Source organism: Colwellia sp. 20A7 (assembly GCF_009832865.1).
GTDB lineage: Bacteria > Pseudomonadota > Gammaproteobacteria > Enterobacterales > Alteromonadaceae > Colwellia.
The window spans coordinates 1,454,817-1,478,819 of the sequence record NZ_CP047130.1 but is presented as its reverse complement, the minus strand read 5'-3'; the positions used below and the strand labels follow the sequence as shown (position 1 = coordinate 1,478,819).

Genomic DNA, 24,003 nt, shown 5'->3' with positions numbered 1-24,003 from the left:
ATATAAATGTCACGATTTTTTATCGATCGACCTATTTTTGCTTGGGTACTTGCCATTATTGTTATGTTGGCTGGTGTCCTTGCAATTAAGAGTTTACCGATTGCTCAATATCCGTCAATTGCACCACCTACGATTAGCATACAAGCAAGCTACCCGGGTGCATCTGCACGTACATTAGAAGATACGGTTACTCAAGTTATTGAACAAAGAATGAAAGGCTTAGATGGCCTACTTTACATGTCATCTACGTCTGAATCTAATGGTTCAGCAACATTAACACTAACTTTTGATGCTGATACAGATCCAGATATTGCACAAGTTCAAGTACAAAATAAACTTGCCCTAGCAACGCCGTTACTACCTGAAGAAGTTCAGCGTCAAGGTGTATCTGTTGCTAAATCTGCACGTAACTTTTTAATGGTTGTCGGCTTTGTTTCTGAAGATGGCAGCATGAATAACATCGACATTGGTGACTATGTAGCATCCAATGTGCAAGATATTGTTTCACGAGTAAATGGTGTTGGTGAAGTACAACTATTTGGTTCGCAATATGCCATGCGTATCTGGTTAGATCCAGATCTGTTGCAAAAATATAAACTAACACCCGCAGATATTAGTGCTTCTATCAGTGCGCAAAATGCACAAGTATCAGCAGGTCAACTTGGTGCTTTACCAGCAATGCCAGGGCAGCAATTAAATGCGACAGTGACAGCTCAAAGTCGGTTAAAAACGCCTGAACAATTTGAAAATATTTTTGTTAAAACTAATACTGATGGTTCAGTTGTTCGTTTAAGTGATGTTGCCACCGTAGCACTTGGTGGTGAAAGTTATGCCGTTGTAGCGCGTTTTAATGGCAAACCAGCCTCAGGTTTAGGTATTAAATTGGCAAGTGGCGCTAATGCTCTTGATACTGGTGATGCGATTAAAGCTGCCCTTGCAGAACTAGAGCCACTTTTCCCTGAAGGTTTAGCAACGGTTATTCCTTATGACACGACTCCTTTTGTTAAGTTATCAATTGAAAAAGTAGTCAGTACTTTAATTGAAGCCGTCATTTTAGTATTTTTAGTGATGTATCTATTTTTACAAAACTTCCGTGCGACCTTAATTCCAACAATTGCTGTGCCCGTTGTATTACTTGGTACGTTAGCAGTACTACAAACCTTAGGTTATTCAATTAACACTTTAACTATGTTCGCTATGGTATTAGCGATTGGTTTATTAGTGGATGATGCCATTGTTGTGGTTGAAAACGTGGAACGTGTAATGACAGAAGAGAAGCTTTCTCCTCTGGAAGCAACACGTAAATCAATGGACGAAATTAAAGGTGCCTTAGTCGGTATCGCAATGGTGTTGTCTGCAGTATTTATCCCAATGGCCTTTTTCAGCGGTTCCACAGGGGTTATTTACAAACAGTTCTCCGTCACCTTAGTTACCGCAATGAGTTTGTCTGTATTGGTTGCCCTTATTTTAACACCTGCCTTATGTGCAACAATGTTAAAACCAAGCCATGTACATAATGATTCATCATTTATCGGTCGTTTCTTTATGGCCTTCAACCGCGGTTTTGATAAAACGAATGCCGGTGCACAGAGTTTTGTTGGTCGTATGATTAAACTAAGCAAACGCTCTTTATTATGTTACGGCTTAATTGTTGGCGGCATGATTTATATTTTTGCCCAATTACCTTCAGCTTTTTTACCAGATGAAGACCAAGGTATTTTGTTCAACTTAGTCAGTTTGCCGGCCGGCTCAACGACTGAACAAACCTTAAATGTTGTGCAAAAAATGGAGCGTCATTATTTAGAAGACCAGTCTGATGCAGTGCGTTCAATTTTCACGGTAACAGGTTTTAGTTTCGCTGGCTCTGGACAAAATGCGGCTATTGGCTTTGTTGGTTTGAATCATTGGGATGAGCGTCAAGATCCAAATCTTTCCGTTCGTGCTGTTGCAGGTAAAGCGATGGGCTTTTTCTCAACCATAAAAGAAGCCTTTATTTTTGCATTCCCGCCCCCTGCAGTTATGGAACTTGGTACCGCTAATGGTTTTACCTTGTTTTTACAAGACCGTGTAGGGCTTGGTCACGATGAATTACTCAAAGCACGTAATATGTTACTTGGCATGGCTGCTCAAAGCCCTATATTAGCTGGTGTTCGTCCTAATGGCCAAGAAGATAAGCCAGAACTTGAGCTGGATATAGATTTAGCCAAAGCGCAAGCGCTTGGTTTAACACAATCAGATATCAACAGTACATTATCTACCGCATGGGGTAGTAGTTATGTGAATGACTTTATTGACCGTGGCCGTGTGAAAAAAGTGTATCTGCAGGGTAATGCTGAATCACGTATGGTGCCTGAAGATTTAGACAAATGGTATGTACGCAATAGTAATGGTGACATGGTGCCATTTACCGCTTTTGCTCAATCGTATTGGACTTACGGATCACCTCGTCTTGAACGTTATAACGGCTTTTCAGCAATGGAAATTCAAGGTGCTTCCGCGCCTGGTTATAGTACAGGACAAGCGATGGATGAAATCGAAAAGTTAGCGCAAAACCTACCTGCTGGTATTGGTTTTGAATGGACGGGTATTTCATACGAAGAACGCTTAAGTGGTGGTCAAGCGCCATTGTTATATGCCCTATCACTATTAATCGTATTCTTATGTTTAGCGGCATTATATGAAAGCTGGTCAGTACCAGCGGCGGTAATGATGATTGTACCATTAGGCATCTTTGGTGCAACAGTGGCGGCCTTCTTAGCTGGTTTATCAAACGATATTTACTTACAAGTTGGCTTGTTAACAACCATAGGCTTGGCGTCCAAAAATGCGATTTTAATTGTGGAGTTTGCTATTCATAAAATGGATGAAGGTATGCCATTAGTTGAATCAGCGATTGCTGCAGTTAAATTACGTTTACGTCCAATACTAATGACATCAATGGCATTTATTTGTGGTGTATTACCACTTGCTATCGCTTCAAGTGCTGGCTCAGGTGCACAAAATGCACTTGGTATTTCAGTTATTGGTGGTACGTTAGCGTCGTCATTAATTGTGGTGTTATTTGTGCCATTATTCTTTGTATTAGTACGTCGAATCTTCCCTGGTAAACATAAAACTGTGACTGAGGATAAATCATAATGACATTCAAAACATTAAGTTTAGCCAGTCTAAGTGTTGTAGTGCTGAGTGCCTGTCAAATGGCACCACCACGTGAAGATATTGTACTGCCAGTACCTGAAAGTTATGCAGTACAAGGCGAACAAGGTGATATTGCCAATTTACACTGGCAGCAGTTTTTTACCAATGAAAAACTGCAAAAACTGATTGAACAAACACTGACTCATAATAAAGACATTAAACTTGCTGCCCTTAATGTGCAGCAAGTACGTGCGCTTTATCAAATTGAAGATTCAGGCTTGTATCCATCACTTGATATTGCTGCCTCAGGTACGCGTCAGCGCTTACCCGGCGATTTATCGTCAACAGGTAATTCACAAATCAGCTCGAGCTATTCAGCTACCGTAGGTATGACCGCGTATGAGTTAGATTTATGGGGTAAAGTTCGTAATCAGTCAGATCAAGCACTACAAACCTTGTATGCCTCAGAGCAAACTCAAACGAGTGTAAAAATTAGCTTAATCTCTGAATTAGTTGGTGCATGGTTGAATTACGCGGCTGATAAAGAGCAATTAGCGCTTGCGATGGAAACATTAACAAGCCAAAAAGCGTCATTAGCGTTAACCGAAAAAACTTACGCACTTGGGGCTGCATCAAAGTTAACCTTAGCACAAGTTCAAAGCACTGTAGCAGCGGCAAAAGTTGATATAGCTAATTATCAACGCATGTTAAAACGTGATAAAAATGCGCTTGATCTATTAGTGGGTATGCCTGTTTCAGCCGAGTTATTACCTGTTGAAAGTTTGGATGAAGTATTAAACTTTCCCAATGTACCCGTAGGTTTACCATCAGAATTACTTGAGCAACGCCCAGATATTAAAGCAGCTGAATTTAAGTTATTAGCCGCGAACGCTAATATTGGTGTAGCTAAGGCAGCTTTTTTTCCAAGTATTACCCTGACCGCAAATGCAGGCACAGCTTCAACTGATCTTGATAATTTGTTTTCAGGCGGTACTGGTACCTGGAGTTTTATTCCTTCAATAACGATACCTATATTCAATATGGGCCGTAATCAAGCAAATTTAGATGTTGCACAAACACAGCAAGAAATTGCCTTAACGACCTATGAACAAACTATTCAACAAGCCTTTAGAGAAGTTTCTGATGCGCTTACAGATAGAGAAGGTTATATGCAGCAATTAAGTGCACTTGAAGAGCTGTATAACAGTAATCAAGTATCCTTTACCCTTTCTGAAGCTCGCTTTGAAAAAGGTGCTGATAGCTATTTACAAGTGCTGGATGCACAACGTAATTGGTACAGTGCTGGCCAGCAACTTATTAGTGGTAAACAAGCTTATATTATTAGCCAAATTAGCTTATACAAAGCGGTTGGTGGTGGTTGGCAACGACCGACACAGCAGAGTGAATAACTGCTAAAACCACAATGTTAGCTACTTTATCATTAGTTTACTAAGTTCGTTGATTTAACGCATGAGGTCAGCACTTAAGGCCATGTAAACTAATGATAATTATTAGGTTAAAAGAAAAGCTATGCTTTTCGGAGTTATAATGAAAGAAAAATCTAAAAGACAAACAGATCCTGCGATTGCGCAAGCTCGACGTGAACAAGTTTTATGCGCAGCTGCAGATTGCTTTAGACGTAAAGGTTATCACGGTGCAGGGATGGCCGAAATATCCAAAACAGCAGGAATGAGTGCAGGCCATATTTATAACTACTTTGCCAGTAAAGAAGCGATCATTGAATCGATTATTGAGCAAGATATGGAAAAAATGTTCTCAATTTTTCAGGAATTTGAAGACCAGTCAGGTGATTTAGTCACGATTCTAATCGATGGTTTAGATCATGCAATTGATCATCATAGCGATTTAAATCAAAGTGCACTTAATTTAGAAATGTTCGCCGAAGCTGCACGTAACGATAAAGTATCAGAACAGTTACAAAAATCTGACTACTACGCTAGAAAGAAAATGCATAGCCTATTAACAGGTGAACGCAGTTTAATAAAAGATCACAGTGAAATAGAGCTTGAAAGCCGTATCGAAGTAATGTTTTCAATGATAAGTGGCTTCACCTTACGTAGAGCACTTAATCCAAGTGTTGATAAAGAAACTATTTTAATCGCGTTGCGCCCAGCAATGCGTGTAATTTTAGTCCCTTTTCCAACTGAAGAAGCAATAAAATAAAAAATTACTATTAAACCACTTCTAATATATTTACAGCGTAGTGCTTAAATATACGAAAGATAGTCATTCATTTAGCATAAAATTAAATATTAAAGCTCTCTCACGAGAAACTAGGATTAAAATCCATGTTGAGAGAGCTTTTACAACTTGGATTCAAATAATAAGCCCCTCTTCTCGATTGTTATTCAATTTAACGATCAAGTTCTCGTTCAATTCACGATAAGATTCTCGATCAAATTCCCGTTCAAGTTCCCACTCAAATTTTCGATAAAATAGAGCTTAAGGCTCCAACGATACCAAAATCAGCTCTCAACAAAGTTCCTAAGGCTGTATAAGTCTGCTATATTTTATTAGCTTAAGTTATTACCCTAAGTATAAAAATTTTATAGCAACCTTCTGTATTAAACGCTTCTCACTCATTATAAATAGCAAAATAAGGAATAAATATGTTTTTCCACTTTACAGGTAAGTGCTATATTTTCCTTTCACTTTTAGTTTTATCTGCTTGTTCTTCCAACCCTACTTTAATGCCGACACCAAATGTATTTGTAAACACGCATTATTTAGAAAATGATATACCTGAAGCCCTACGTGAAACTAGTATGGAGCTTATATATGTTACCGATCGTGGCACCTCGCAGAAAAAAAACATTACATACGATGCAAGCCGCTCATCATCCATTGCCTACGGTGTTGCCAAAGTAAATTTTGGTGATAAATCACTACCATGGAGTGAGTTACTCGCGCAAAGTAACCTTCAAGAGCGCTCTGCCGATTTAACTTATGTTTTAGAGCAAGTAGACGAGCAAGGACGTTTTCCTTTATCACCTTATAAATTTAAAATCGTAGAAGATCGACTTCAAATTGACGAAGAAATTCTAGAGAGAAAGTCTTTTCATGAAAATAGACTCAACAGCCAGATCAATCAGCGCTTAAAAAACAGTAACAAAAAAGATGTTATTTTATTTGTTCACGGTTTTAATAATACCTTTAATGAATCAGTATTTACCCTTGCAGGTATTTGGCATTTTATGAAACGACAAGGTGTGCCTGTGGTATATTCTTGGCCTGCTGCTGCCAAAGGTTTTAATGCCTATTTTGCCGATAAAGAGTCGGGGCAATTTACTATTTTCCATTTAAAAGAAACCTTACGACTGCTATTTAAAAACCCTGAAATAGAAAAAATTCATATCATTGCTCATAGCCGTGGCACAGATGTAGTCACCACAACGTTACGAGAGCTGATAATAGAAAATAGAGCCAGTGGTGGAAACCCAAGAAAATATTTACGTATTGAGAACTTAATTTTAGCGGCTCCCGATCTAGATTTTGGCATTATTAAACAACGATTAATGGCAGAACAATTTGGACCTGCATTTGGAAAAATCACTATTTATACCTCTCAAGAAGATAGCGCCTTAGGCATTTCTCAATGGTTAACAAATGGCTTGAGCTTTGGCCGGTTAAATACAAAAGATGTCAATAAAAACGAGCAAAACATCTTTAATTCTGTCGGTAATGTTAGTTTAATTAAAGTACCAAAATCAGGTGGTTTTATCGGACATGATTACTTTCATAGTAACCCTGCGGTAAGCTCAGATCTTATTAACCTTATTTTATACAACGCAGCCCCAGGTTCAAAAGAGCGACCGTTGAAAAAGCTAGAAAATAACTTCTGGTCGCTCGGTTTTGATTATTTAATTGATAAATAGTCGTGTTAACAAATTATCAATTACTCGCAAGTTGCTTGGCTCGCGCTTTTAATTGCGCAAGAACAGCTTGATTGTAATAGCGATTATGTGAAACCACCCCAGTAAGTTTTTGTGTATTACGCACATCAGTTAACGGGTTATCACTTAAGAAAATAATATCTGCCGTTTTACCTTTACTCAATTCACCAAACTGCTCACTTTTACCTAAAAACTTAGGGCCGGCAAGCGTTGCAGACTGCAACGTTTGTAAAGGTGTTAAGCCATAGTCACTAAAAATAGCAAGCTCTTGATGAAGTGATAAGCCGGGGTAAATATAAGAATTTAAAAAGCCAGCATCGGTACCTGCAATAATTGATACACCGGCTTGTTGTGCCAACACAAGTAATTGAGCTGTTTTTATAAAACGCTCTTTACGCGCTATTTTTTGCTCAGGAGTATCTTTATTCGCTCTATCTACACGCCATTGATAAGTCGCTTTAAGTCCCTCACCAAGATAATTTAAAAATTCATCATTTTGATGATTATCTTCATCAATATAAGCGATAACTTGCCCACCAATTAAGGTTGGAACAACCGCCGTATTATTGTTAGCGAGTACTGCGTACTTATTTAATGCAGTTTGTTTATCAATATTTGCCGTAATGATAGGTAAAGCACTACGGTAACTAAGCTCGCCAGACGCTACTTTTCTTGAAATTTCAGGCTCATTAATAGCTGCTGCTTTTAATAAGTAGGTCATATGTTCTATGGCATCTAATCCAGCATTAGAAACATCGGTGACTGATAATGAAAAAGGAATATGTCCCGATATTTGGTAACCACGTTTTTTAACTTCTTTAACCGCTTTTAAATAAAGCGCTGGTGTTAACGCACTATCAGTAATTTTAATAAAGTCGACATTCATATCATCAAGGCTATCAATCGCCGCATGCATTTCTTCAACCGTTTCTACTTCAAAATCACCCGGCCAAATAGAATCTTTACCCTCAAGTTTTGGTCCTGAAGTGTAAATGGTTGGGCCAACTAACTGATTATTATTTACTTGCTCACGCCAGCTTAATACTGACTCACTTAAATCAGCAGCAGCATCGCGAACAGTAGTAATACCGTAAGCAAGATACAATGGCAGCAGTTGTTTATTCTCTGCTATTAACTCTTCACCACCACCAAAATGTACATGCATATCCCACAAGCCAGGCATAATAAATTGATCATTAGCATCAATATGCTTATCGACAATATAATTATTTTTTAGTGAATGACTACTGCGTTCAATGATCACACCATCGCGAATAGCTAATGACTGTTCTTTATTTAGTTCACCTGTTTTTACATCAACAATAGTGGCATTACTAATCACAATATCAGCGTGTTCTGTGGGTTTAGTGACACAAGCACTAAGTAGCAAGCAAGTTGACAATAAAAGTGTAAATTTCATAGTTTTATCCTAAATTTTTTTATTTAGATTATCACAATCATAAACGGTAACTAGTAGCTTTGAGTTAAAAGGTAAAAAAGATAGGATGGCTGTTATAAACTATTGACCGATAAAACAAATCTTTCCTTTCTTCATAGCAACTTTTTTAATGTTCATTAGCTACTTTTATTTTTTCTACCAAAAAGTCTACAGCCGCTTTTACTTTGGGTACTAAGTAACGCTGTTTTTGATACAACAAATAAACCGCCATATCAGAATTTAGCGTTATCGCTAGTTCATGCTCAAACTTAAGCTCTTGTAGTTGCCCTGAATCAAGGTATGAGGCTAGCGCCCAACGAGTTGACATTAAAATGCCCTCCCCGTCACAGGCTTTTTTCGCCAGCCATGGTCCATTATTTGAAATAGCTACCGCAGGCCCTGAAACATCATGCCATTGGTCGTTCATATGACATAACCAAGGTGTTGGCCCTGATGGCGCTTTAAAATAAAGGCCATTATGTTCCTTTAACTCCATCACATTGTTTGGCACACCGTGCTCTGCTAAATAACCTGGTGATGCAACAGGAATAAACCCATTATCCATCAGTCTTATCGCTAATACTCGCTCATTTGGCGCATAACCACCGCGAATAGCAATATCAACATCATCACGCCCAAGTGTAGATAACTCATCGCTTAAACTTACATCTAATACAATTTCAGGATATAACGCGCTGAATTCATCTAACAACGGAAGTAATATTTTATCACCAAAACCCACCATTGAACTTATACGTAAACGCCCCATTGGTGTTGTTTGATAACTTCGCACCGTTTCATTACTTTGCTCTAATTGATTCAGTATTTTCTGTACATCTTTATAATAAATTTGCCCGACTTCTGTTAGCTTCACTATTCGAGTTGAACGCTTTAATAAGGTCGCTCCTAAACTCTTTTCTAGATCAGCAACACGTCTCGACAACGATGAGGGTGGTACATTAAACGCACCCGCAGCTTTAGTAAAACTGCCCATTTCGACTACTTTACTGAAATATCGTATTGCACGTAGTTGGTCCAACTAACTTCTCCGTTAAATGAGGTTATGCTTTATTTTCGCCTTATTATTGTCTTTAAAGCAATAGTGATTCGCATTTTCCCTTATATATATCTAAATTAAAACAAGTAATAATAGGTTCAAGTTAAACATTACGCCTAAACATTATTGTAATGTTTTAAACACAGAAGCTTTAATTGCACTTTCGGCAATTAAAAACAATTTTCACGTTAATAATGGAATACTGACTTATGATTACTTTGCACGGTTTTGCCGCTAGCAACTATTACAACCTAGTGAAACATGTACTTCTATACAAAGGTATATCATTTCAAGAAAACCTTATTTATGGTGGTAGTGATGAATTACTAGCCATCAGTCCAACAGGAAAAGTACCTGTTATCACCACAACTGAAGGTCTTAACCTTTCTGAGTCGAGTGTTATTTGTGATTTTCTCGAAGAGACTTACCCAACCACAGCGCTATACCCTGAAAAGGCTAGTGAACGTGCCGTTGTTCGTCAAATTATGAAAATAGCAGAGCTTTATTTTGAATTACCAAGCAGACGACTTATTCCTTATGCACTGTCAGGCACCGATGCGCCTGAATCAGTTAAAACTGAAGTTCGCCAAGTATTAAAGAACCGTGGCATTAACGCCTTAAGCCGCTTGTGTAAATTTTCGCCTTGGATTGCAGGTGAACAATTTACCATGGCTGACATTTACGTTTATTACGTCAATACCATTGTTAACTCTTTTGGTACAAGCCAACTTGAATGGGATGTGCTTGCAGAAGTCCCCGGAATGAAAGAGTGGAACAATAAAATGAGCCAATTAGCTATTACTCATAAAGTAGAGGCAGATCGCTTAACAAACATGCCCGATTTTATCGAAAAAGTAACCGCTCAAATTAAAGCGGCTAGTACTAAATAGTATTGAGTTATAAAGCTATTAACAGCATTAGTACCAATATAATCACGAACATATAAACGAACGAATAAACAACCCATATCAACATGGTTATTGGTTCAAGAACTTATAATTTTCAGGAGCAAATCTCATGACAAAATCAAATATTCAACTAACATCAACAATCAGCGCAGACAATAAATTAACACTGGCTTTACAAAACATCGAAATACCACAACCAGGTGCTGATGAAGTCGTTATTCGCCTTGAAGCTGCACCATTAAATCCATCTGATTTAGCTGTGTTGTTCAGCGTTGCTGATATGTCAACAGCGAAACAGTCAGGCACAGAGCAAAGCCCAACAATTACGGCTGATGTTCCAGCTAAGTTTATGCCAGCAGTTAAAACGCGTGTAGGTAAAGCCACACCGGTTGGTAATGAAGGTGCAGGAACAGTAGTGGCTGCAGGCTCATCGCCAGCAGCTCAAGCATTAATGGGAAAAACAGTTGCAGTAATTGGTGGTGGCACTTATCGCCAATTTATATGCGCTAATGTACAAAGTTGCTTAGTATTAAAAGAAGGGACTACCGCTAAAGAAGGCGCATCTTCTTTTGTTAACCCTCTTACGGCATTAGCAATGGTTGAAACCATGCGTGCTGAAGGTCATAAGGCAATCGTTCATGCGGCAGCAGCATCGAGTCTTGGTCAAATGTTGAATCGTATTTGTATTGCTGATGGTGTTGATTTAATCAATATTGTACGTAAAGCTGAGCAAGAAACCTTGTTGCGTGATATGGGTGCAAAATATGTGATTAACTCAAGCAGCGAAACCTTCCTTGCTGACTTAACTGCAGCAATTATTGAAACAGGTGCAACCATTGCGTTCGACCCAATTGGTGGCGGGAAATTAACAAGTGACATCCTTAATTGTATGGAAGTTGCTGCGTCTCGTGATATGACAGAACATAGCGTTTATGGCTCAGATACCTTCAAACAAGTTTATATTTATGGCGCATTAGACCGTGGCCCGATTACCTTAAATCGTAACTTCGGTTTTGCTTGGGCTGTTAATGGATTCTTATTATTCAATGCACTAGGTAAACTAGGCACTAAAACTGTGATGGGTATGCGTAAACGTGTTGCCGATGAAATTACCACGACATTTGCTAGCAAATATACCCATGAAGTTTCATTAGCAGAGGCATTACAATTAAAATCGATAGCGGCTTACTCGAAACAAGCCACTGGTGAGAAGTACTTGATTACACCTCAAAAGTAATGCCTAATCTAAAATAATGATCAATAAAAGGTAACTAGCTCTTAGCAGGTTAATTTTTATTTTAAGAAAAAAGCAGATACTTGTAACAGTATCTGCTTTTTTATTGACTGATTTATACCCCAATCTGTCATCCCGATTTTATTCAACCACATGCACGTAATTCCGATCAAGCAACCTAATAAATGATAAAATTGAAAACCACTGTATGAGCAAGCCCCCTTTACTTTTACGTTTAAAATCTATTAATCGTGACAGTGTTTTTTGAACTATTCCTACATAAAAACCACTGGGGATGCAGCATTTTTTAGAATGGAAACAATGCTCCAAGCTGCAATAGCATAATCACCTGACTTAATCGTTAAATCTAACGCAACATTATCGCCTTTCACTTCAATCCTATAATCATCGCCAGTAAAATTAGGCACGGCGTCAATATTAAATTTAGTCGCTTCGGGCCCAGCGCTCGCTAGTGAGGTGGCATAAATCACATTAAAAACATAAGGAAAAACCTCAACAATTTGCTTCGCTGTGCCCGTAAAAACTCTTTCTTGCTCAGTGATCTTCATCAAGCCATCTTTATAAAAAGGCGTTCGAGCAATAAAGCCAGGTGATTTTTTAGATGTTATAATCACATCAATCGGTGTGGCACTCATCAATGCAGCTGTTTGAAGAAGGTTAAACCCTCCCGTTGCACCACCAGCAATATAGATTTTAGTATTATTGTCTGCTGCAACTTTTACAGCCCTTTGATATAACTCAACATCTGCAAATGCTGCCGTAGATAAAACAATAATATGTGCACCATCTGCTAATATTCTTTCAGTATAATCAATGACGGACTCAGCTGATGCAGCTTCTGCAACAAATTCAGGTTTTAACGCCATCAACCCATCAATATCGGTACAAGGTTTACAATTAAAATAATCAGCAAATTGTTTTGTTCTGATTGGATTTCGACCTAATACCGCAATCAGCTCATATTCAGGAAGAGTTCCCTCTTTTATTGCCTGAGCAATAGTTTGACTTAAATAACCACAGCCTATTAGTGCTAACTTCTTTTTCATTTTTAATACTCCTCTTTGTTAATGATTTATTTGCCACCAAACTAAGCATTCACACAATGATGTATGCATTGCGAGATTATTATTGTGCTCAAAGCGCTTCGATTAGCTTTCATGATTAGCAAAATGAAAGTAAAAATTGATATGATTTTCACAATAAAGAGAACCCATTATTGTGTAATATTATTGATGGGCATACACGGCGACACTTTGTTGAAAGTACCGCTGTGTATTTTATGATTTTGTTCAGCTGCTTTATTATTGTTTAATCGGTAAAATTATTGCTAATAACTCAACCTCAGCACAATAACGCCTATAAATGCGGTCGTTAATCCGAAAAGCTCTTGTCGAGTAAAAGACTCTTTTAGAATAATACGAGAATAAAGCAAAATAATTAAAATATTCATGCCTGAAATGGCAGAAACTAACCCTGTATTTCCGATAGCAAAAGCCGATATTATTGCAACCATACCTGCTACGTTAGTCAAACCAATAAGTAACCCACAAGAAAACGTTTTTATTTCTGACCAATCTGATCGAGCATCATGTTCATCAGCAACACCACTTTTGCGCTTTACTATCCAATTCATAGCAAAAAGAAAGCTACCAAAACCAAACATTGACGTTAACGTTGCAAAGGTATCAGCTTCAAGCAAGGTTGATTGTTTACCTAATAAATCGTTAAAGGCAAAGAATAAAGCCGCAAGTAATCCCCATTGCGCGCCTTGTAAATTGGTTAGTGAAATATCGTTGGAATAGCGAATAATATACAGGCCGCCAAAAATAATAAAAAAGCCGAGTAACTGAAGTGAGCTTAGCGTTTCATTCCATAACAAAAAGGCAAATACCAGCACAAATAAAGGCGTTAACCCTGACAAGATACTAATAACGGAAGCTTTACCAACTGAAAAACCTTTATGCAAAAATGCATTAGCTGCAAAAGAGCCAACGCCTAACGCCAAACCAACAGCAACATCTGCCCATCCATACCATTGCTGATCTAATAAGATTACGCCTGAAATACTGATGATAAAGCCAACAAAAAACACACCAAATAATAATAAATTACGATTAAGCTTCTTCTGTGATGTCCATTGATACATTATTCCTCGAGCACCGAAAAAAATGGTCGCGAGTAATGCAAAAATTATCCACATAATAAATTGATTCCTTTAAAAATAAAAATGAAGTAATACTTCTCTTAAATTGCTGACTTAAAATGGCATAACTAACACAAACCTTGTTCGAAAATACCACAAACTCCGTCATAACTTTGAAATTGAAATAGATAACACACACGCTATTTACAAAACACTGTAAATAGGAAAATAACGATATACCTTGTTTTAAGAAGTAAAACTGACGAGAACAGCCAATATTCCAGTCATTAATTCAGCGCTATTCATATAATTGTAAATGACCTCTGCATAACGTGCGGTTTATGATACAGCTACACGATTAATGCAATACGAGTGCTAGTATAGTCACTTTATTAATATTATAAATAAGCACATGTGGCACAGTACATTTCATAAGTGGTATTTACATTCCTCTTCGCTAACTCATTAATCTCAAAGCGTTATGTTTAGCCTGTCACTTTATCCTTGTACAAATAAAAATTGTGGTTGGCGTAACATTTCTTAACAAATGAATTAATTTACATAAAATAACCATCTACTGCATAAAACAGCATAAATTCAGTTATTTCATTACACGATCTCTGCCAACATCAATTTTGGCATTAATTAATTTTTACAATCACGTAAAAATAACAGTTATAACTTTACCATTTCGTTGAGAATAAGTATCATTTGCATAGTTATTCTATTACCTCTAATTAAAGGACAGCAATTCAGATGAAATTTGCCTTAATCCAAACAAAAAAAATGGTCGCTAGCTTAATACTAATTGCTAGTTTTAGTACTTTTTCAGTACTTGCTAACGGTAAAGTAGGTGATCATGTAAATCACCTTTCTGACAATATTAAAAAGTATGAAGAAGAAGTAAATTGGTTATCAAGTAAAACAGAAGGTATTATTACTGCTTATCAAAAAAGTGGTGCTAAAGCAGCTCATGCAGAAGCATTAATGGAACACTGGGAAGCAGTTGATTTTCATGCAGCTATTGAAAGCAACTATGTGTTAATATATGCGTCAATTTGGCAAGGTTTGTATGGCGTTAAAGATAGTATTGATAACAAATCATCTATCGAAAATGTTAAAGTTGAACAAGTAAAATTAGAAAAAGCATTATGGCAAGCATTAGGTGCTGTTAAAATGGCAGCGAAATATCAAGACGATGGTTTATTAACCAAAGTTAAAACAACCGTTGATGCACCAAAAAATTCAATTGAAGCATTAGCAGTAATTGATACCAATTTACATTCTGTTGTAGCAAAATATGCTGAGAAGTTAATTGATACTTCAACAAACATAGTTCACGACACATACCTTAATTTATTTGAAGGTGTTGAAGGTGAGCTTATCGCTTTAGATGCAAGTTTAGTTGAAGATTTAGAGAAAGATTTCAACGTAACGTTACCAAAAGCAATTAAAGAACAAAAAAGTGTCGCAGAAGTACGTGACATTGTTCTAGCTATGACTCAAAAACTCAGTAAAGCAAAAGCTTTATTAGAAAAAAATGCAAAAAATAAAAAGGCCGTATTTTAAGTTATGCAACGTAGAACCTTTATTAAAACACTTTCTTATCTAGGTGTAGCAAGCGCCTTTCCTTTTTTATCTGCTCGTGGCTTTGCTTCGCCTAGTCGTGCGATTCCGGTAAGTGAATTACCAGAATTAAAAGGAGAGTTAACCCTATACCTTGGTAGAGGTGAAGGTGGTTTATATGAAGACGTTTTAGATGCAATAAAAAAGCGTAATCCTAACTTTAATTTACGCATCCGCCGCGGACCAACAGCAGCTTTAGCAAATATGATCATGGCAGAAGCTAAAGCCGGTGTTAGTCAGGCGGACTTATTTTGGGCAGTTGACTCTGGTGCTATTGGCCAAGTTGCTGATGCTGGCCTTGCACAAAAGTTACCTGAAGATTTAACTCAGCAATTACAACCTGAATTCCGCTTTAGTAATTGGGCGCCTATTTCAGGACGTATTAGAACCTTACCTTATAATCCTGACCGTGTTAGTGCAGAGCAAATTCCAGACAGTATTATGGCCTTGCCAGATACCGACTTATCAGTTGCTTGGGCACCTGCTTATGCCTCATTTCAATCTTTTATTACCGCTATGCGCTTAATTGAAGGTGATAAAGCCACGACGCAATGGCTAAAAGGTATGAAAAGCAAAACTAAACAATATGCCGGCGAACTTGGTGTTGTTATGGCAGTTGAACGCGGTGAAGTTGATGTAGGTTTAGCAAATCATTATTACACCCTAAGATTAAAATCAGGCAAACCTGATGCTAGATTAGCATTAGCTTTCACGAAAAAAGATGCCGGATGTTTAATCAATGCTTCTGGCGTATTAGCCTTAAAAGAAGGTAAAACTGCGACTGACTTTATTCGTTATTTACTTTCTGAAGAAGTGCAAACGTACTTATCTACTGAAGCTTATGAAATACCACTTGTGGGTAATTTACCTACACCAGCTGGTATTCCAAGTTTAGATCAAATATCGCCACCAGAAGTCGATTTAACTAAACTTGCTGATTTAAGACCAACAATAAATTTAATGCGTAAAGCTGGCATCATATGACCCGTTGGCCACTATCGTATACAATTTCGTTAGTTATTTCTTTATTAGCTTTTTTCCCCGTTATTATTCTGTTTGCGCTGGCATCTGACAGCGTACAAATGTTTGATGTTCGTAATCTAGAAATACTAAGCAATACGTTATTATTAATGCTATTCACCGCTGTGGGCGCGGTAATCATCGGAGTACCACTAGCGTTATTAGTAACCTATGTAAAAATTCCATGGCGCAGATTTTGGTTGATTTTATTAGCAGCCCCGCTCGCCTTACCTAGCTATTTAGGCGCATTTACCTTTTATGCCGCCTTTGGCCCTGGCGGTGAAATTGAAAATGTCACCGGTATAGCGACGCCAGCACTTAATGGTTTATTTGGCTCAAGCTTAATTATGGCTTTATATACCTACCCGTTCGTTTTATTAAGTACCCGTGCAGCGTTAAGTAGTTTAGATGCTAGCCAAGTTTATGCCGCAAGAACACTCGGTATGCCACTACTATCAAGTATATGGTACGTAGTATTACCTCGTATTCGTAATGGTATAGCAGCAGGTACATTACTCGCTGCCATGTACGCGTTGTCTGATTTTGGTACTCCCGCCATTATGGGGTTAGATACCTTTACCCGTGAAATTTATGTTGAATACAACTCTTTTGGTTTAAGCCAAGCGGCTATGTTGTCTTTGCAGTTATTAGTAGTAGTTGGGTTAATTTTATACTTAGAATCAAAAGTTAAAGGCAGCCAAGAGCCACCAGGACGTCACTTAACTTTTTGGCCTAAACGTTGGCAGGCTAATTTATTATTATTAACAACCCTACCCATAGTGATGCTAGCTATTGTGTTACCTCTGGCAATTTTCTCTTTATGGTTATGGCGTGAAGGCACAGGAAACTTTGATTTTACTTATGCATTAAACTCAGCTTATGCATCGTTACTAGCCGCATTCTTTGCAGTAATATTGGCCTTACCTTTAGCTTATGCAGCAATTAAAGGAACAATGGGTCGAATTATGGAGCGTGTTACCTTTATTGGCTTTGGTATACCGGGCATAGTAATGGGTACGGCGTTAATTTATGCTGGTTTACAGATACCATTTTTATACCAAACACTCGCTTTATTAATTTTAGCTTACGTATTAAGATTTTTACCGCTAGCCGTTGGTACAATACGTAGTTCAACAGAAAGCTTAGATAGTTCATTAGTGAACGCGGCACGTGTATTGGGTGCTAGCCCAAAAGAAGCTTATCAACGTATTACATTGCCTTTAACAATGCGTGGCATAGTCGCAGGTGGTGCTTTAGTCTTTCTTGAAGTAATGCGCGAATTACCCGCAACTTTATTACTAGGCCCTATTGAATTTGAAACCTTAGCAACTTACTTATGGCGTGTTTATGAAGCCGGTTATTTCGGTCGTGCTGCCATTCCAGGGTTGATATTAATTTTCATATCAGCGCTAGGATTAGCACTTATGTTTAGTACAGAAAGCTGGAATAGTGTTGAATTAAATGAGGAAGAACAGCGTTAATGCTCACAATCAAGAACTTATCGATTAATTATGGTCATACAACCGTAATAGACAATTTAAATTTAGAATTAGCTAGCGATGAAATACTCATGCTAGTGGGCCCTACTGGCTGTGGTAAATCAACAATTTTAAAAGCACTTGCCGGTTTAATACCTATTGCGCAAGGTGAAGTATTCCATAAAAGTTGGACCGCAAATGTAAAACAACAGATTGCCCCTGAAAAACGTAATGTCGGTATGGTATTTCAAGATTTCGCCCTATTCCCACATTTAACCGTTGAAAAAAACATTGGCTTTCGATTAACTGATACCACTCAAGCTGACCGATGGATAAAAACCTTAGGCTTAGAAGCTTTTCGTCATGTGAAGCCGAGTAACTTATCAGGTGGGCAAAAACAACGCGTTGCATTAGCACGAACGCTAGCACATGAACCGGCTTTTATTTTATTAGATGAGCCATTATCTAATTTAGATGCCGCGCTAAAAGACGACCTACGCTGGGAAATTCGTACTGCATTAAAAGCGGCTGGTATTCCCGCTATTTGGGTAACTCATGATCAAGAAGAAGCCTTGTCCGTAGGCGATAGAATTGGTGTATTACGCGCAGGAAAATTAGAGCAAATTGACAAGCCTGAGTTTTGCTATAGCCACCCAGTTAACCGTTTTGTCGCTCGATTTTTAGGAGAAGCTAACTTTCTTTCAGCTGAAATCGCAACAGGAAAAAACCTTATTGTTTCTGATGTAGGTTTTGAACAAGTGGTAGAACACGCACAACTTAGTGGCCATGTTGATTTATTACTAAGACCAGAAGATCTTTTAGTACAAGAAGATGAACAAGGTAAAGGTAAAATAGTATCAATGCGTTATGAAGGAAGTAGTCGTTTATACCAAGTTGAAATAGGTGATAAGTTACTTAAAATACGCACTCATCATGATGTGAGTTTGCAACAAGGACAATCAGTGAGTGTAAGGATAACAACAACTCGACCTTTAACCGTGTTTGAACAAATATAAACGGCTAGCTCTTGAGCGCCCTTGTTCAATAAGGCTATTCAGCAAAGCTATTGAACAGAGTTGTTAAAGGTAGTTGATAAAGATTTTTGTTAAACATAGTTGTTAAACATAGTTATTGATTGTTTTTTTCTGCTACCACAACTCTATTACGTCCGTTGTTTTTTGCTTTATAAAGCGCTTGATCCGCTGATTTATATAAAGCATCAAACGACTCACGGTTTTCAGATGTACAAGTTAAACCAATGCTTGCCGTTATTTTAACGCATGAGTTATCAGGCTGTTTAATCGCTAAACCTTCAATCGTATTTTTTACCCGCAGCGCAATAACTTCTGCCTCAGCTAACGAAGTGTTAGGCAATATCGCAATATACTCTTCTCCGCCTAAACGGGCGACACAGTCAACATCTCTCAGTTCAGCTTTAATAGCATTGGCACACTCAATAATCAAAATATCACCAACATCATGACCAAAGGTATCGTTTACCAATTTAAAGTTGTCTAAATCAAGAATGAATACACAAAGATCCTGTTTATGCCTTTTATACAGTGCGATGTAAAGATTAAAGGAAGACATTAACCCACGCCTGTTAAGCAAAGATGTTAGTGCATCCGTTTTAGCCTGCTTAGCCAATAGGTGTATCATTTTCGTTCTATTATCAGCATAGGCCCACGCGAGTATTGTGCCGCAAGTTAATGCTCCCGTAGTTGCTACAATGCCATAAATATTAAAACCTTTTTCAGGGTAATAAACAGAAAAATAAATGAGCGCAGAAATAAACAATACACTTAGAAATATTGACAGGATAAAAGCCGTTTTTTTATCTAATAATAAAAAACAAATAAAGGGAAATAACGACAACCAAACAACGTATCCATCAGCAGAGGGACTAGCAAAAACACCAACCATGATAACTAAAGCAACCGTCAGAATCCCTAAAATAACGGGCCATAACTGTGTTGGCCTCTTAGCTTCAATACGATGTATTATAAATAAGACTACAGCGCCAATAGCTTCAACAGCACTGTCTAAATACAAGTCTAAGAAAAAGTAATCAATAAAAGAAAACAGAAGTAAAAATGAACAACCAATAAAAGATCCAATAAAAATAAAACGCCGATATCCTTCAACATCGGCTAAATCATCAGTATAAATTCTTTTCAAATTTTCATTCATTTATTATCTAACTTAGGTATGTATTTTAAAAACAATATAATGACTCCATTTATACAACAATAATAGCACTACAGCGCAAAATCATTGCAATAAAAGGATAAATTATAACCTTTTAATTGACTAACTAACTATTCGTTTAGCTTTACCTTCATTTATTTTCTTCTTGCTCTATTTGGTTTTTTACCCTTTTTGTTATCCTGTCTTTTAACCGGCTTTTTGGCAGGCTTAGGCGTTTTTGAAAACTCTTTATGAAAAGGCTGATCTATAACAACAGGGATAACTTGCCCTATGCTATTTTCAATATTATTTAATTGTCTTACATCATTTTCTACAGCAAATGACATGGCCATACCATTTTTACCAGCACGCGCCGTTCGGCCAATACGGTGTATATAGTTTCTTGGATCTTCAGGAAGATTATAGTTAATCACTAACGTAATATTATCAACATCAATACCACGAGCAGCAACATCAGTCGCTACTAACACTCTTAAATTACCATCTTTAAAGTTTTGTAACGCTTCCTCTCTCACTGCTTGTGTTTTACCACTGTGAAGACTAGCGGCAGTTATAGACGCTTTTTCTAACGCTTTAACAATAATATCAGCGCCATACTTTGTTTTACAAAAGATAAGCACTTTTTCATAAACAGGGTTTTCTAGAATATTAAACAGTAAAGGTACTTTATTCGATTTTTCAATCAGGTATACACTTTGATTAACCAAATCGATAGTAACCGTTTCAGCAGCAATTTGAATTTTTGTTGGATTCGTTAATATCGCCTCGGCAAGTATTTCTATTTCCGCAGGCATAGTCGCTGAAAACAAGAGTGTTTGTCGACTCTTTGGCAGTTTAGATATAATGGTTTGAACATCATTAAAAAAGCCCATATCAAGCATGGTATCGGCTTCATCTAACACAAAAACTTCTAGCGCTTTAAAATTTATATCACCCGTTTCAATTAAATCTAATAACCTTCCAGGGGTTGCCACTAAAATATCAAGTCCGGCTGCGATAGCGTCAACTTGACCTTGTCTTCCTACACCGCCATAAACAACCTTAGTTTTAAGCGCTAGACCTTCAGAATAGTCATCAATGTTTTGCATTATTTGCGAAGCAAGTTCTCTGGTAGGCGTTAATATAAGCGAACGTGTGCTCTTAGCCTTAATATCTATTTTATTGCGTCCAAATTTATTGATAATAGGCAATGAAAAGGCCGCAGTTTTTCCTGTTCCTGTTTGCGCTATACCAAGCAGATCATCCCCATTAATAAGGGCTGGAATACATTCTTTTTGGATCGGTGTAGGCTGTTTATAGCCTTTAAGATTAACACGGTCAATAATTGACTCTAAAAGTGAAAATGCTTGAAATTCTGACATGCTGGCTCGGTATACTTTAATTGATAGCCTACTATTCTAACAGAATGCTTTAACATGTATAAGATGTATTAAAATAGGCTTGCTAACGCTCCCCTAACTTACGTGTAAGATTAATTTAGTTAAATAAACCACTAAATGGTGATTACCACTATATAGTTTGTTAATTTTTTATATTATAAAATATATTTAACTCACTAATCCCATCAAAGCCTTTTAAATCAATAAGATAAAACATTGGCATACTTACTGTTATAAGAACCTTATTAATCAATAAACTATAATAAAAATACAGGACACTGACATGAACAGCATAACCAAAAACATAACTAAAACTAAAACCATAAGCAAAACATTAATACTTTGCGCAACACTCGCTTCTTCCCCATTAGTGTTTGCAGCATCAAACCCCGTCATCAGCGAAGTTGAGTACGAACTAAACGATATTGAAAACCTCTCGTTAGACTTTGATCATACTAAAATTAGTATTACAGCAAACGAAAGTGACTTAATTTTACTTCGCATGGAACAAAAACTAAAAAAAGGTAAGGCTGAGTATTGTTTACAAAAATTCACAAAAGACCATAGCAGTAGCACATTAAAACTATCGGCTGAAATTAAAGAATCGAGTGTTTGGGGAAGTAATTGTTCTGTTGAACGTAAGCTTGTTATTCAACTTGGCAAAGGAAGTGTAAATAATCTACTTATCAAGCATTCACATGGTTCAATGACTTTTGATAACGCCAATTACAACGAACTTACGTTAAATGCTAGTCATACTGAGGTAGATATTACCAATTTACAAGTAAAGCAAGCTGAGTTGGAATTACACCATGGTCGTTTAGCTATTAAAACGATCAATGCAGATCAATTAACTCTTAATGGTAGCCATAGTACTTTAGATATTGATAAGGCAGTAGGCAATAAAATGGAAGCGCAGTGGCGTCATGGCAAGGCTGATATTGAAGAGAGTCAATTTGACCAAGTTGAGTTTGATAGTGCTCATTCAAAAATTGATTTTGTAAAACATAAAGGCCAAATGATGGACGTTGAAGCTGCGCATAGCAATATTCGCGTCAATACAACAGACTCAGAACGTATCGTATTAAGTAATAAGCATGGACCAATATACTATGAAGGTGATGCTAAATTTATAAAGGCAAAAAATGCGCATGGGCAAATCAATTTAACACAAACATCGTTAGCAAGATTTGAAATTGAAGGACGAAACTCACATGGTAATATCGTTGTTAAAGTGCCGACTGAAAGCACCTATCAGTATTCTTTAGACTCAGACGATCAATCTTTCTTTACTAAATCTACGCAAGCTGAGACCGAAAGTAAAAGCCAAATCAACTTAAAGGTGTCTCATGGTCGAGGGACTGTTAAAGAAATTTAGCCGTTAGTTACAGTAAATAGGCGCAGAGCCGTTTTAAAAATAAAATGAATTATACAAAGCGTATAAATGCATTAATTTGGCTCTGCCTCTTTTTTTAGCCAAAATGGCTAAATTAGGCCTATATACCCGTTATCATTCAAGATGCAGGTTTCAGTGGGAACTAAAAAAATTTAGGCAAGGCATTAAGTTTATGTCATGGTTATTCCTTTACTAAAGTTAATAACGCGGCATAAATTGTTTTTAGACCCATCGAAGAAGCGCTTGAGCAACATCACTTCTTCGTTAGTGCTTTTTATAAGGGAACGACCATTATTACAAAGCACTGCCTTGAATTGATATCGCTCAAGCACTCTGAAATACGCATCTTGATTGGTAACGGGTATATACAGCTAGTCTTGGCAACGTGCATCAATAAGTGTTATTTGCGAAATAAGCACGCTGTTGGGCGCAACCTCTGGTGAACCTTTGCTGCCATACCCTAAATGGGGCGGTATATAAAGTTCTCTGCTTTCACCAATATTCATCATAGGCACACCTTCACGCCAACCCTTAATCATTTTAGCTAGCTTAACCTTACTGGGATTACCACGTTGGTAACTGCTGTCGATGGTTCTTTTCGTTTTAGCTAGTAACATTGTATAGTGCACCGTCACTTCATAATCAGGATCAGGATCAGGTTTACAGCCGTTACTTTCTTCTAATATTTTATATTGTAAACCCGAGTCAGTAACCATTACCCCTTCTCGTTTAAGGTTCTTCTTAAACCAATGAGCATTGATTTCTTCAGCGCTATAAACGCTACCCGTGTTATTTGAACTGGCGCAACCAAACATCAAGAAACAAGCAAAACTAACGAACAAAGTACGTTTTAACATTTTTTACTCTCAACTAATAAATAGGATATTTTAGAATTTGTTAAATAAGATATGGCGGTGTAAAAGTTATTTTTACGATTTTATCGCTAAGCTTCCTTAAAGTCATCCCTGAACAATAACAGCCAGCATGTTCGCTAGTACATAAAACAGATAAACGGCTCCTAACATGCTTTCATGCCTGTTAAA

18 protein-coding genes are annotated in these 24,003 nt (G+C 37.4%); 11 read left to right on the top strand and 7 right to left on the bottom strand.

The features are described from left to right. The first annotated feature begins 6 nt into the window (after positions 1-6). The 4 genes from GQS55_RS06335 to GQS55_RS06320 all read left to right on the top strand — a co-directional run bounded on the left by GQS55_RS06335 (position 7) and on the right by GQS55_RS06320 (position 7,034). Complete coding sequence (locus GQS55_RS06335) at positions 7-3,138, top strand: efflux RND transporter permease subunit (RefSeq protein WP_159819002.1); 3,132 nt, start codon at positions 7-9, stop codon at positions 3,136-3,138. Beyond that, positions 3,138-4,547 carry an efflux transporter outer membrane subunit gene (locus GQS55_RS06330; RefSeq protein ID WP_159818999.1) on the top strand — a complete coding sequence of 470 codons (1,410 nt, stop codon included), beginning with the start codon at positions 3,138-3,140 and terminating at the stop codon, positions 4,545-4,547. The genes GQS55_RS06335 and GQS55_RS06330 overlap by 1 nt, the downstream gene beginning before the upstream one ends. Before the next feature lie 139 nt (positions 4,548-4,686). Then, positions 4,687-5,322 carry a TetR/AcrR family transcriptional regulator gene (locus tag GQS55_RS06325; protein WP_159818997.1) on the top strand — a complete coding sequence of 212 codons (636 nt, stop codon included), beginning with the start codon at positions 4,687-4,689 and terminating at the stop codon, positions 5,320-5,322. 446 nt (positions 5,323-5,768) lie between these two features. After that, positions 5,769-7,034, top strand: coding sequence for an alpha/beta hydrolase (locus GQS55_RS06320; RefSeq protein ID WP_159818995.1), 1,266 nt, complete (start codon positions 5,769-5,771; stop codon positions 7,032-7,034). Positions 7,035-7,050: 16 nt separating this feature from the next. On the opposite strand, the gene GQS55_RS06315 is transcribed toward GQS55_RS06320, so the two are convergent. Both GQS55_RS06315 and GQS55_RS06310 read right to left on the bottom strand, forming a co-directional pair. Beyond that, positions 7,051-8,472, bottom strand: a complete 1,422-nt coding sequence (locus GQS55_RS06315) for an amidohydrolase family protein (protein WP_159818993.1) — start codon at positions 8,470-8,472, stop codon at positions 7,051-7,053. 145 nt (positions 8,473-8,617) lie between these two features. Continuing rightward, positions 8,618-9,529, bottom strand: a complete 912-nt coding sequence (locus GQS55_RS06310; protein WP_159818991.1) for a LysR family transcriptional regulator — start codon at positions 9,527-9,529, stop codon at positions 8,618-8,620. 227 nt (positions 9,530-9,756) lie between these two features. On the opposite strand from GQS55_RS06310, the gene GQS55_RS06305 reads away from it, so the two are divergent. Then, entirely contained in the window at positions 9,757-10,437 is a 681-nt protein-coding gene (locus GQS55_RS06305) for a glutathione S-transferase family protein (RefSeq protein ID WP_159818989.1), read from the top strand. Positions 10,438-10,564: 127 nt separating this feature from the next. Next, positions 10,565-11,692 carry a zinc-binding dehydrogenase gene (locus GQS55_RS06300; protein WP_159818987.1) on the top strand — a complete coding sequence of 376 codons (1,128 nt, stop codon included), beginning with the start codon at positions 10,565-10,567 and terminating at the stop codon, positions 11,690-11,692. A 272-nt stretch (positions 11,693-11,964) separates the two neighbouring features. On the opposite strand, the gene GQS55_RS06295 is transcribed toward GQS55_RS06300, so the two are convergent. Continuing rightward, a complete protein-coding gene (locus GQS55_RS06295; RefSeq protein ID WP_159818985.1) occupies positions 11,965-12,756 on the bottom strand; it encodes an aspartate dehydrogenase domain-containing protein in 792 nt (263 codons plus the stop codon). A gap of 281 nt (positions 12,757-13,037) precedes the next feature. Then, positions 13,038-13,910, bottom strand: coding sequence for a DMT family transporter (locus GQS55_RS06290; protein ID WP_159818983.1), 873 nt, complete (start codon positions 13,908-13,910; stop codon positions 13,038-13,040). Between the two features lie 699 nt (positions 13,911-14,609). On the opposite strand from GQS55_RS06290, the gene GQS55_RS06285 reads away from it, so the two are divergent. Genes GQS55_RS06285 through GQS55_RS06270 form a run of 4 tightly spaced genes read left to right on the top strand, consistent with a single transcriptional unit; the run spans position 14,610 to position 18,993 of the window. After that, positions 14,610-15,422, top strand: a complete 813-nt coding sequence (locus GQS55_RS06285; RefSeq protein WP_159818981.1) for a hypothetical protein — start codon at positions 14,610-14,612, stop codon at positions 15,420-15,422. Between the two features lie 3 nt (positions 15,423-15,425). Continuing rightward, positions 15,426-16,463, top strand: a complete 1,038-nt coding sequence (locus GQS55_RS06280; protein ID WP_159818979.1) for an extracellular solute-binding protein — start codon at positions 15,426-15,428, stop codon at positions 16,461-16,463. Further along, the gene (locus GQS55_RS06275; RefSeq protein ID WP_159818977.1) at positions 16,460-17,980 is read left to right on the top strand and encodes an ABC transporter permease; all 1,521 of its coding nucleotides are present in this window, start codon (positions 16,460-16,462) and stop codon (positions 17,978-17,980) included. The genes GQS55_RS06280 and GQS55_RS06275 overlap by 4 nt, the downstream gene beginning before the upstream one ends. Next, positions 17,980-18,993 (top strand): ABC transporter ATP-binding protein, encoded by a 1,014-nt coding sequence (locus tag GQS55_RS06270; protein ID WP_159818975.1) that lies wholly within the window; start codon positions 17,980-17,982, stop codon positions 18,991-18,993. Before GQS55_RS06275 ends, GQS55_RS06270 begins: the two co-directional genes overlap by 1 nt. A 112-nt stretch (positions 18,994-19,105) precedes the next feature. Here the strand turns inward: GQS55_RS06270 and GQS55_RS06265 are convergent, their stop codons facing one another. Next, positions 19,106-20,167, bottom strand: coding sequence for a GGDEF domain-containing protein (locus GQS55_RS06265; protein WP_159818973.1), 1,062 nt, complete (start codon positions 20,165-20,167; stop codon positions 19,106-19,108). Positions 20,168-20,319: 152 nt separating this feature from the next. After that, positions 20,320-21,546 carry a DEAD/DEAH box helicase gene (locus tag GQS55_RS06260; RefSeq protein WP_159818971.1) on the bottom strand — a complete coding sequence of 409 codons (1,227 nt, stop codon included), beginning with the start codon at positions 21,544-21,546 and terminating at the stop codon, positions 20,320-20,322. A 301-nt stretch (positions 21,547-21,847) separates the two neighbouring features. On the opposite strand from GQS55_RS06260, the gene GQS55_RS06255 reads away from it, so the two are divergent. Then, positions 21,848-22,942, top strand: coding sequence for a DUF4097 family beta strand repeat-containing protein (locus tag GQS55_RS06255; RefSeq protein WP_159818969.1), 1,095 nt, complete (start codon positions 21,848-21,850; stop codon positions 22,940-22,942). Positions 22,943-23,331: 389 nt separating this feature from the next. Here the strand turns inward: GQS55_RS06255 and GQS55_RS06250 are convergent, their stop codons facing one another. After that, positions 23,332-23,817, bottom strand: coding sequence for an FKBP-type peptidyl-prolyl cis-trans isomerase (locus GQS55_RS06250; protein WP_159818967.1), 486 nt, complete (start codon positions 23,815-23,817; stop codon positions 23,332-23,334). Positions 23,818-24,003: the final 186 nt, after the last annotated feature.

What these genes read in the sequence shown, in the direction of transcription:
- GQS55_RS06335 (WP_159819002.1), top strand. Translation starts at nt 7, where the DNA reads ATGTCACGATTTTTTATCGATCGACCTATTTTTGCTTGGGTACTTGCC.
- GQS55_RS06330 (WP_159818999.1), top strand. Translation starts at nt 3,138, where the DNA reads ATGACATTCAAAACATTAAGTTTAGCCAGTCTAAGTGTTGTAGTGCTG.
- GQS55_RS06325 (WP_159818997.1), top strand. Translation starts at nt 4,687, where the DNA reads ATGAAAGAAAAATCTAAAAGACAAACAGATCCTGCGATTGCGCAAGCT.
- GQS55_RS06320 (WP_159818995.1), top strand. Translation starts at nt 5,769, where the DNA reads ATGTTTTTCCACTTTACAGGTAAGTGCTATATTTTCCTTTCACTTTTA.
- GQS55_RS06315 (WP_159818993.1), bottom strand. Translation starts at nt 8,472, where the DNA reads ATGAAATTTACACTTTTATTGTCAACTTGCTTGCTACTTAGTGCTTGT.
- GQS55_RS06305 (WP_159818989.1), top strand. Translation starts at nt 9,757, where the DNA reads ATGATTACTTTGCACGGTTTTGCCGCTAGCAACTATTACAACCTAGTG.
- GQS55_RS06300 (WP_159818987.1), top strand. Translation starts at nt 10,565, where the DNA reads ATGACAAAATCAAATATTCAACTAACATCAACAATCAGCGCAGACAAT.
- GQS55_RS06295 (WP_159818985.1), bottom strand. Translation starts at nt 12,756, where the DNA reads ATGAAAAAGAAGTTAGCACTAATAGGCTGTGGTTATTTAAGTCAAACT.
- GQS55_RS06290 (WP_159818983.1), bottom strand. Translation starts at nt 13,910, where the DNA reads ATGTGGATAATTTTTGCATTACTCGCGACCATTTTTTTCGGTGCTCGA.
- GQS55_RS06285 (WP_159818981.1), top strand. Translation starts at nt 14,610, where the DNA reads ATGAAATTTGCCTTAATCCAAACAAAAAAAATGGTCGCTAGCTTAATA.
- GQS55_RS06280 (WP_159818979.1), top strand. Translation starts at nt 15,426, where the DNA reads ATGCAACGTAGAACCTTTATTAAAACACTTTCTTATCTAGGTGTAGCA.
- GQS55_RS06275 (WP_159818977.1), top strand. Translation starts at nt 16,460, where the DNA reads ATGACCCGTTGGCCACTATCGTATACAATTTCGTTAGTTATTTCTTTA.
- GQS55_RS06270 (WP_159818975.1), top strand. Translation starts at nt 17,980, where the DNA reads ATGCTCACAATCAAGAACTTATCGATTAATTATGGTCATACAACCGTA.
- GQS55_RS06265 (WP_159818973.1), bottom strand. Translation starts at nt 20,167, where the DNA reads ATGAATGAAAATTTGAAAAGAATTTATACTGATGATTTAGCCGATGTT.
- GQS55_RS06260 (WP_159818971.1), bottom strand. Translation starts at nt 21,546, where the DNA reads ATGTCAGAATTTCAAGCATTTTCACTTTTAGAGTCAATTATTGACCGT.
- GQS55_RS06255 (WP_159818969.1), top strand. Translation starts at nt 21,848, where the DNA reads ATGAACAGCATAACCAAAAACATAACTAAAACTAAAACCATAAGCAAA.
- GQS55_RS06250 (WP_159818967.1), bottom strand. Translation starts at nt 23,817, where the DNA reads ATGTTAAAACGTACTTTGTTCGTTAGTTTTGCTTGTTTCTTGATGTTT.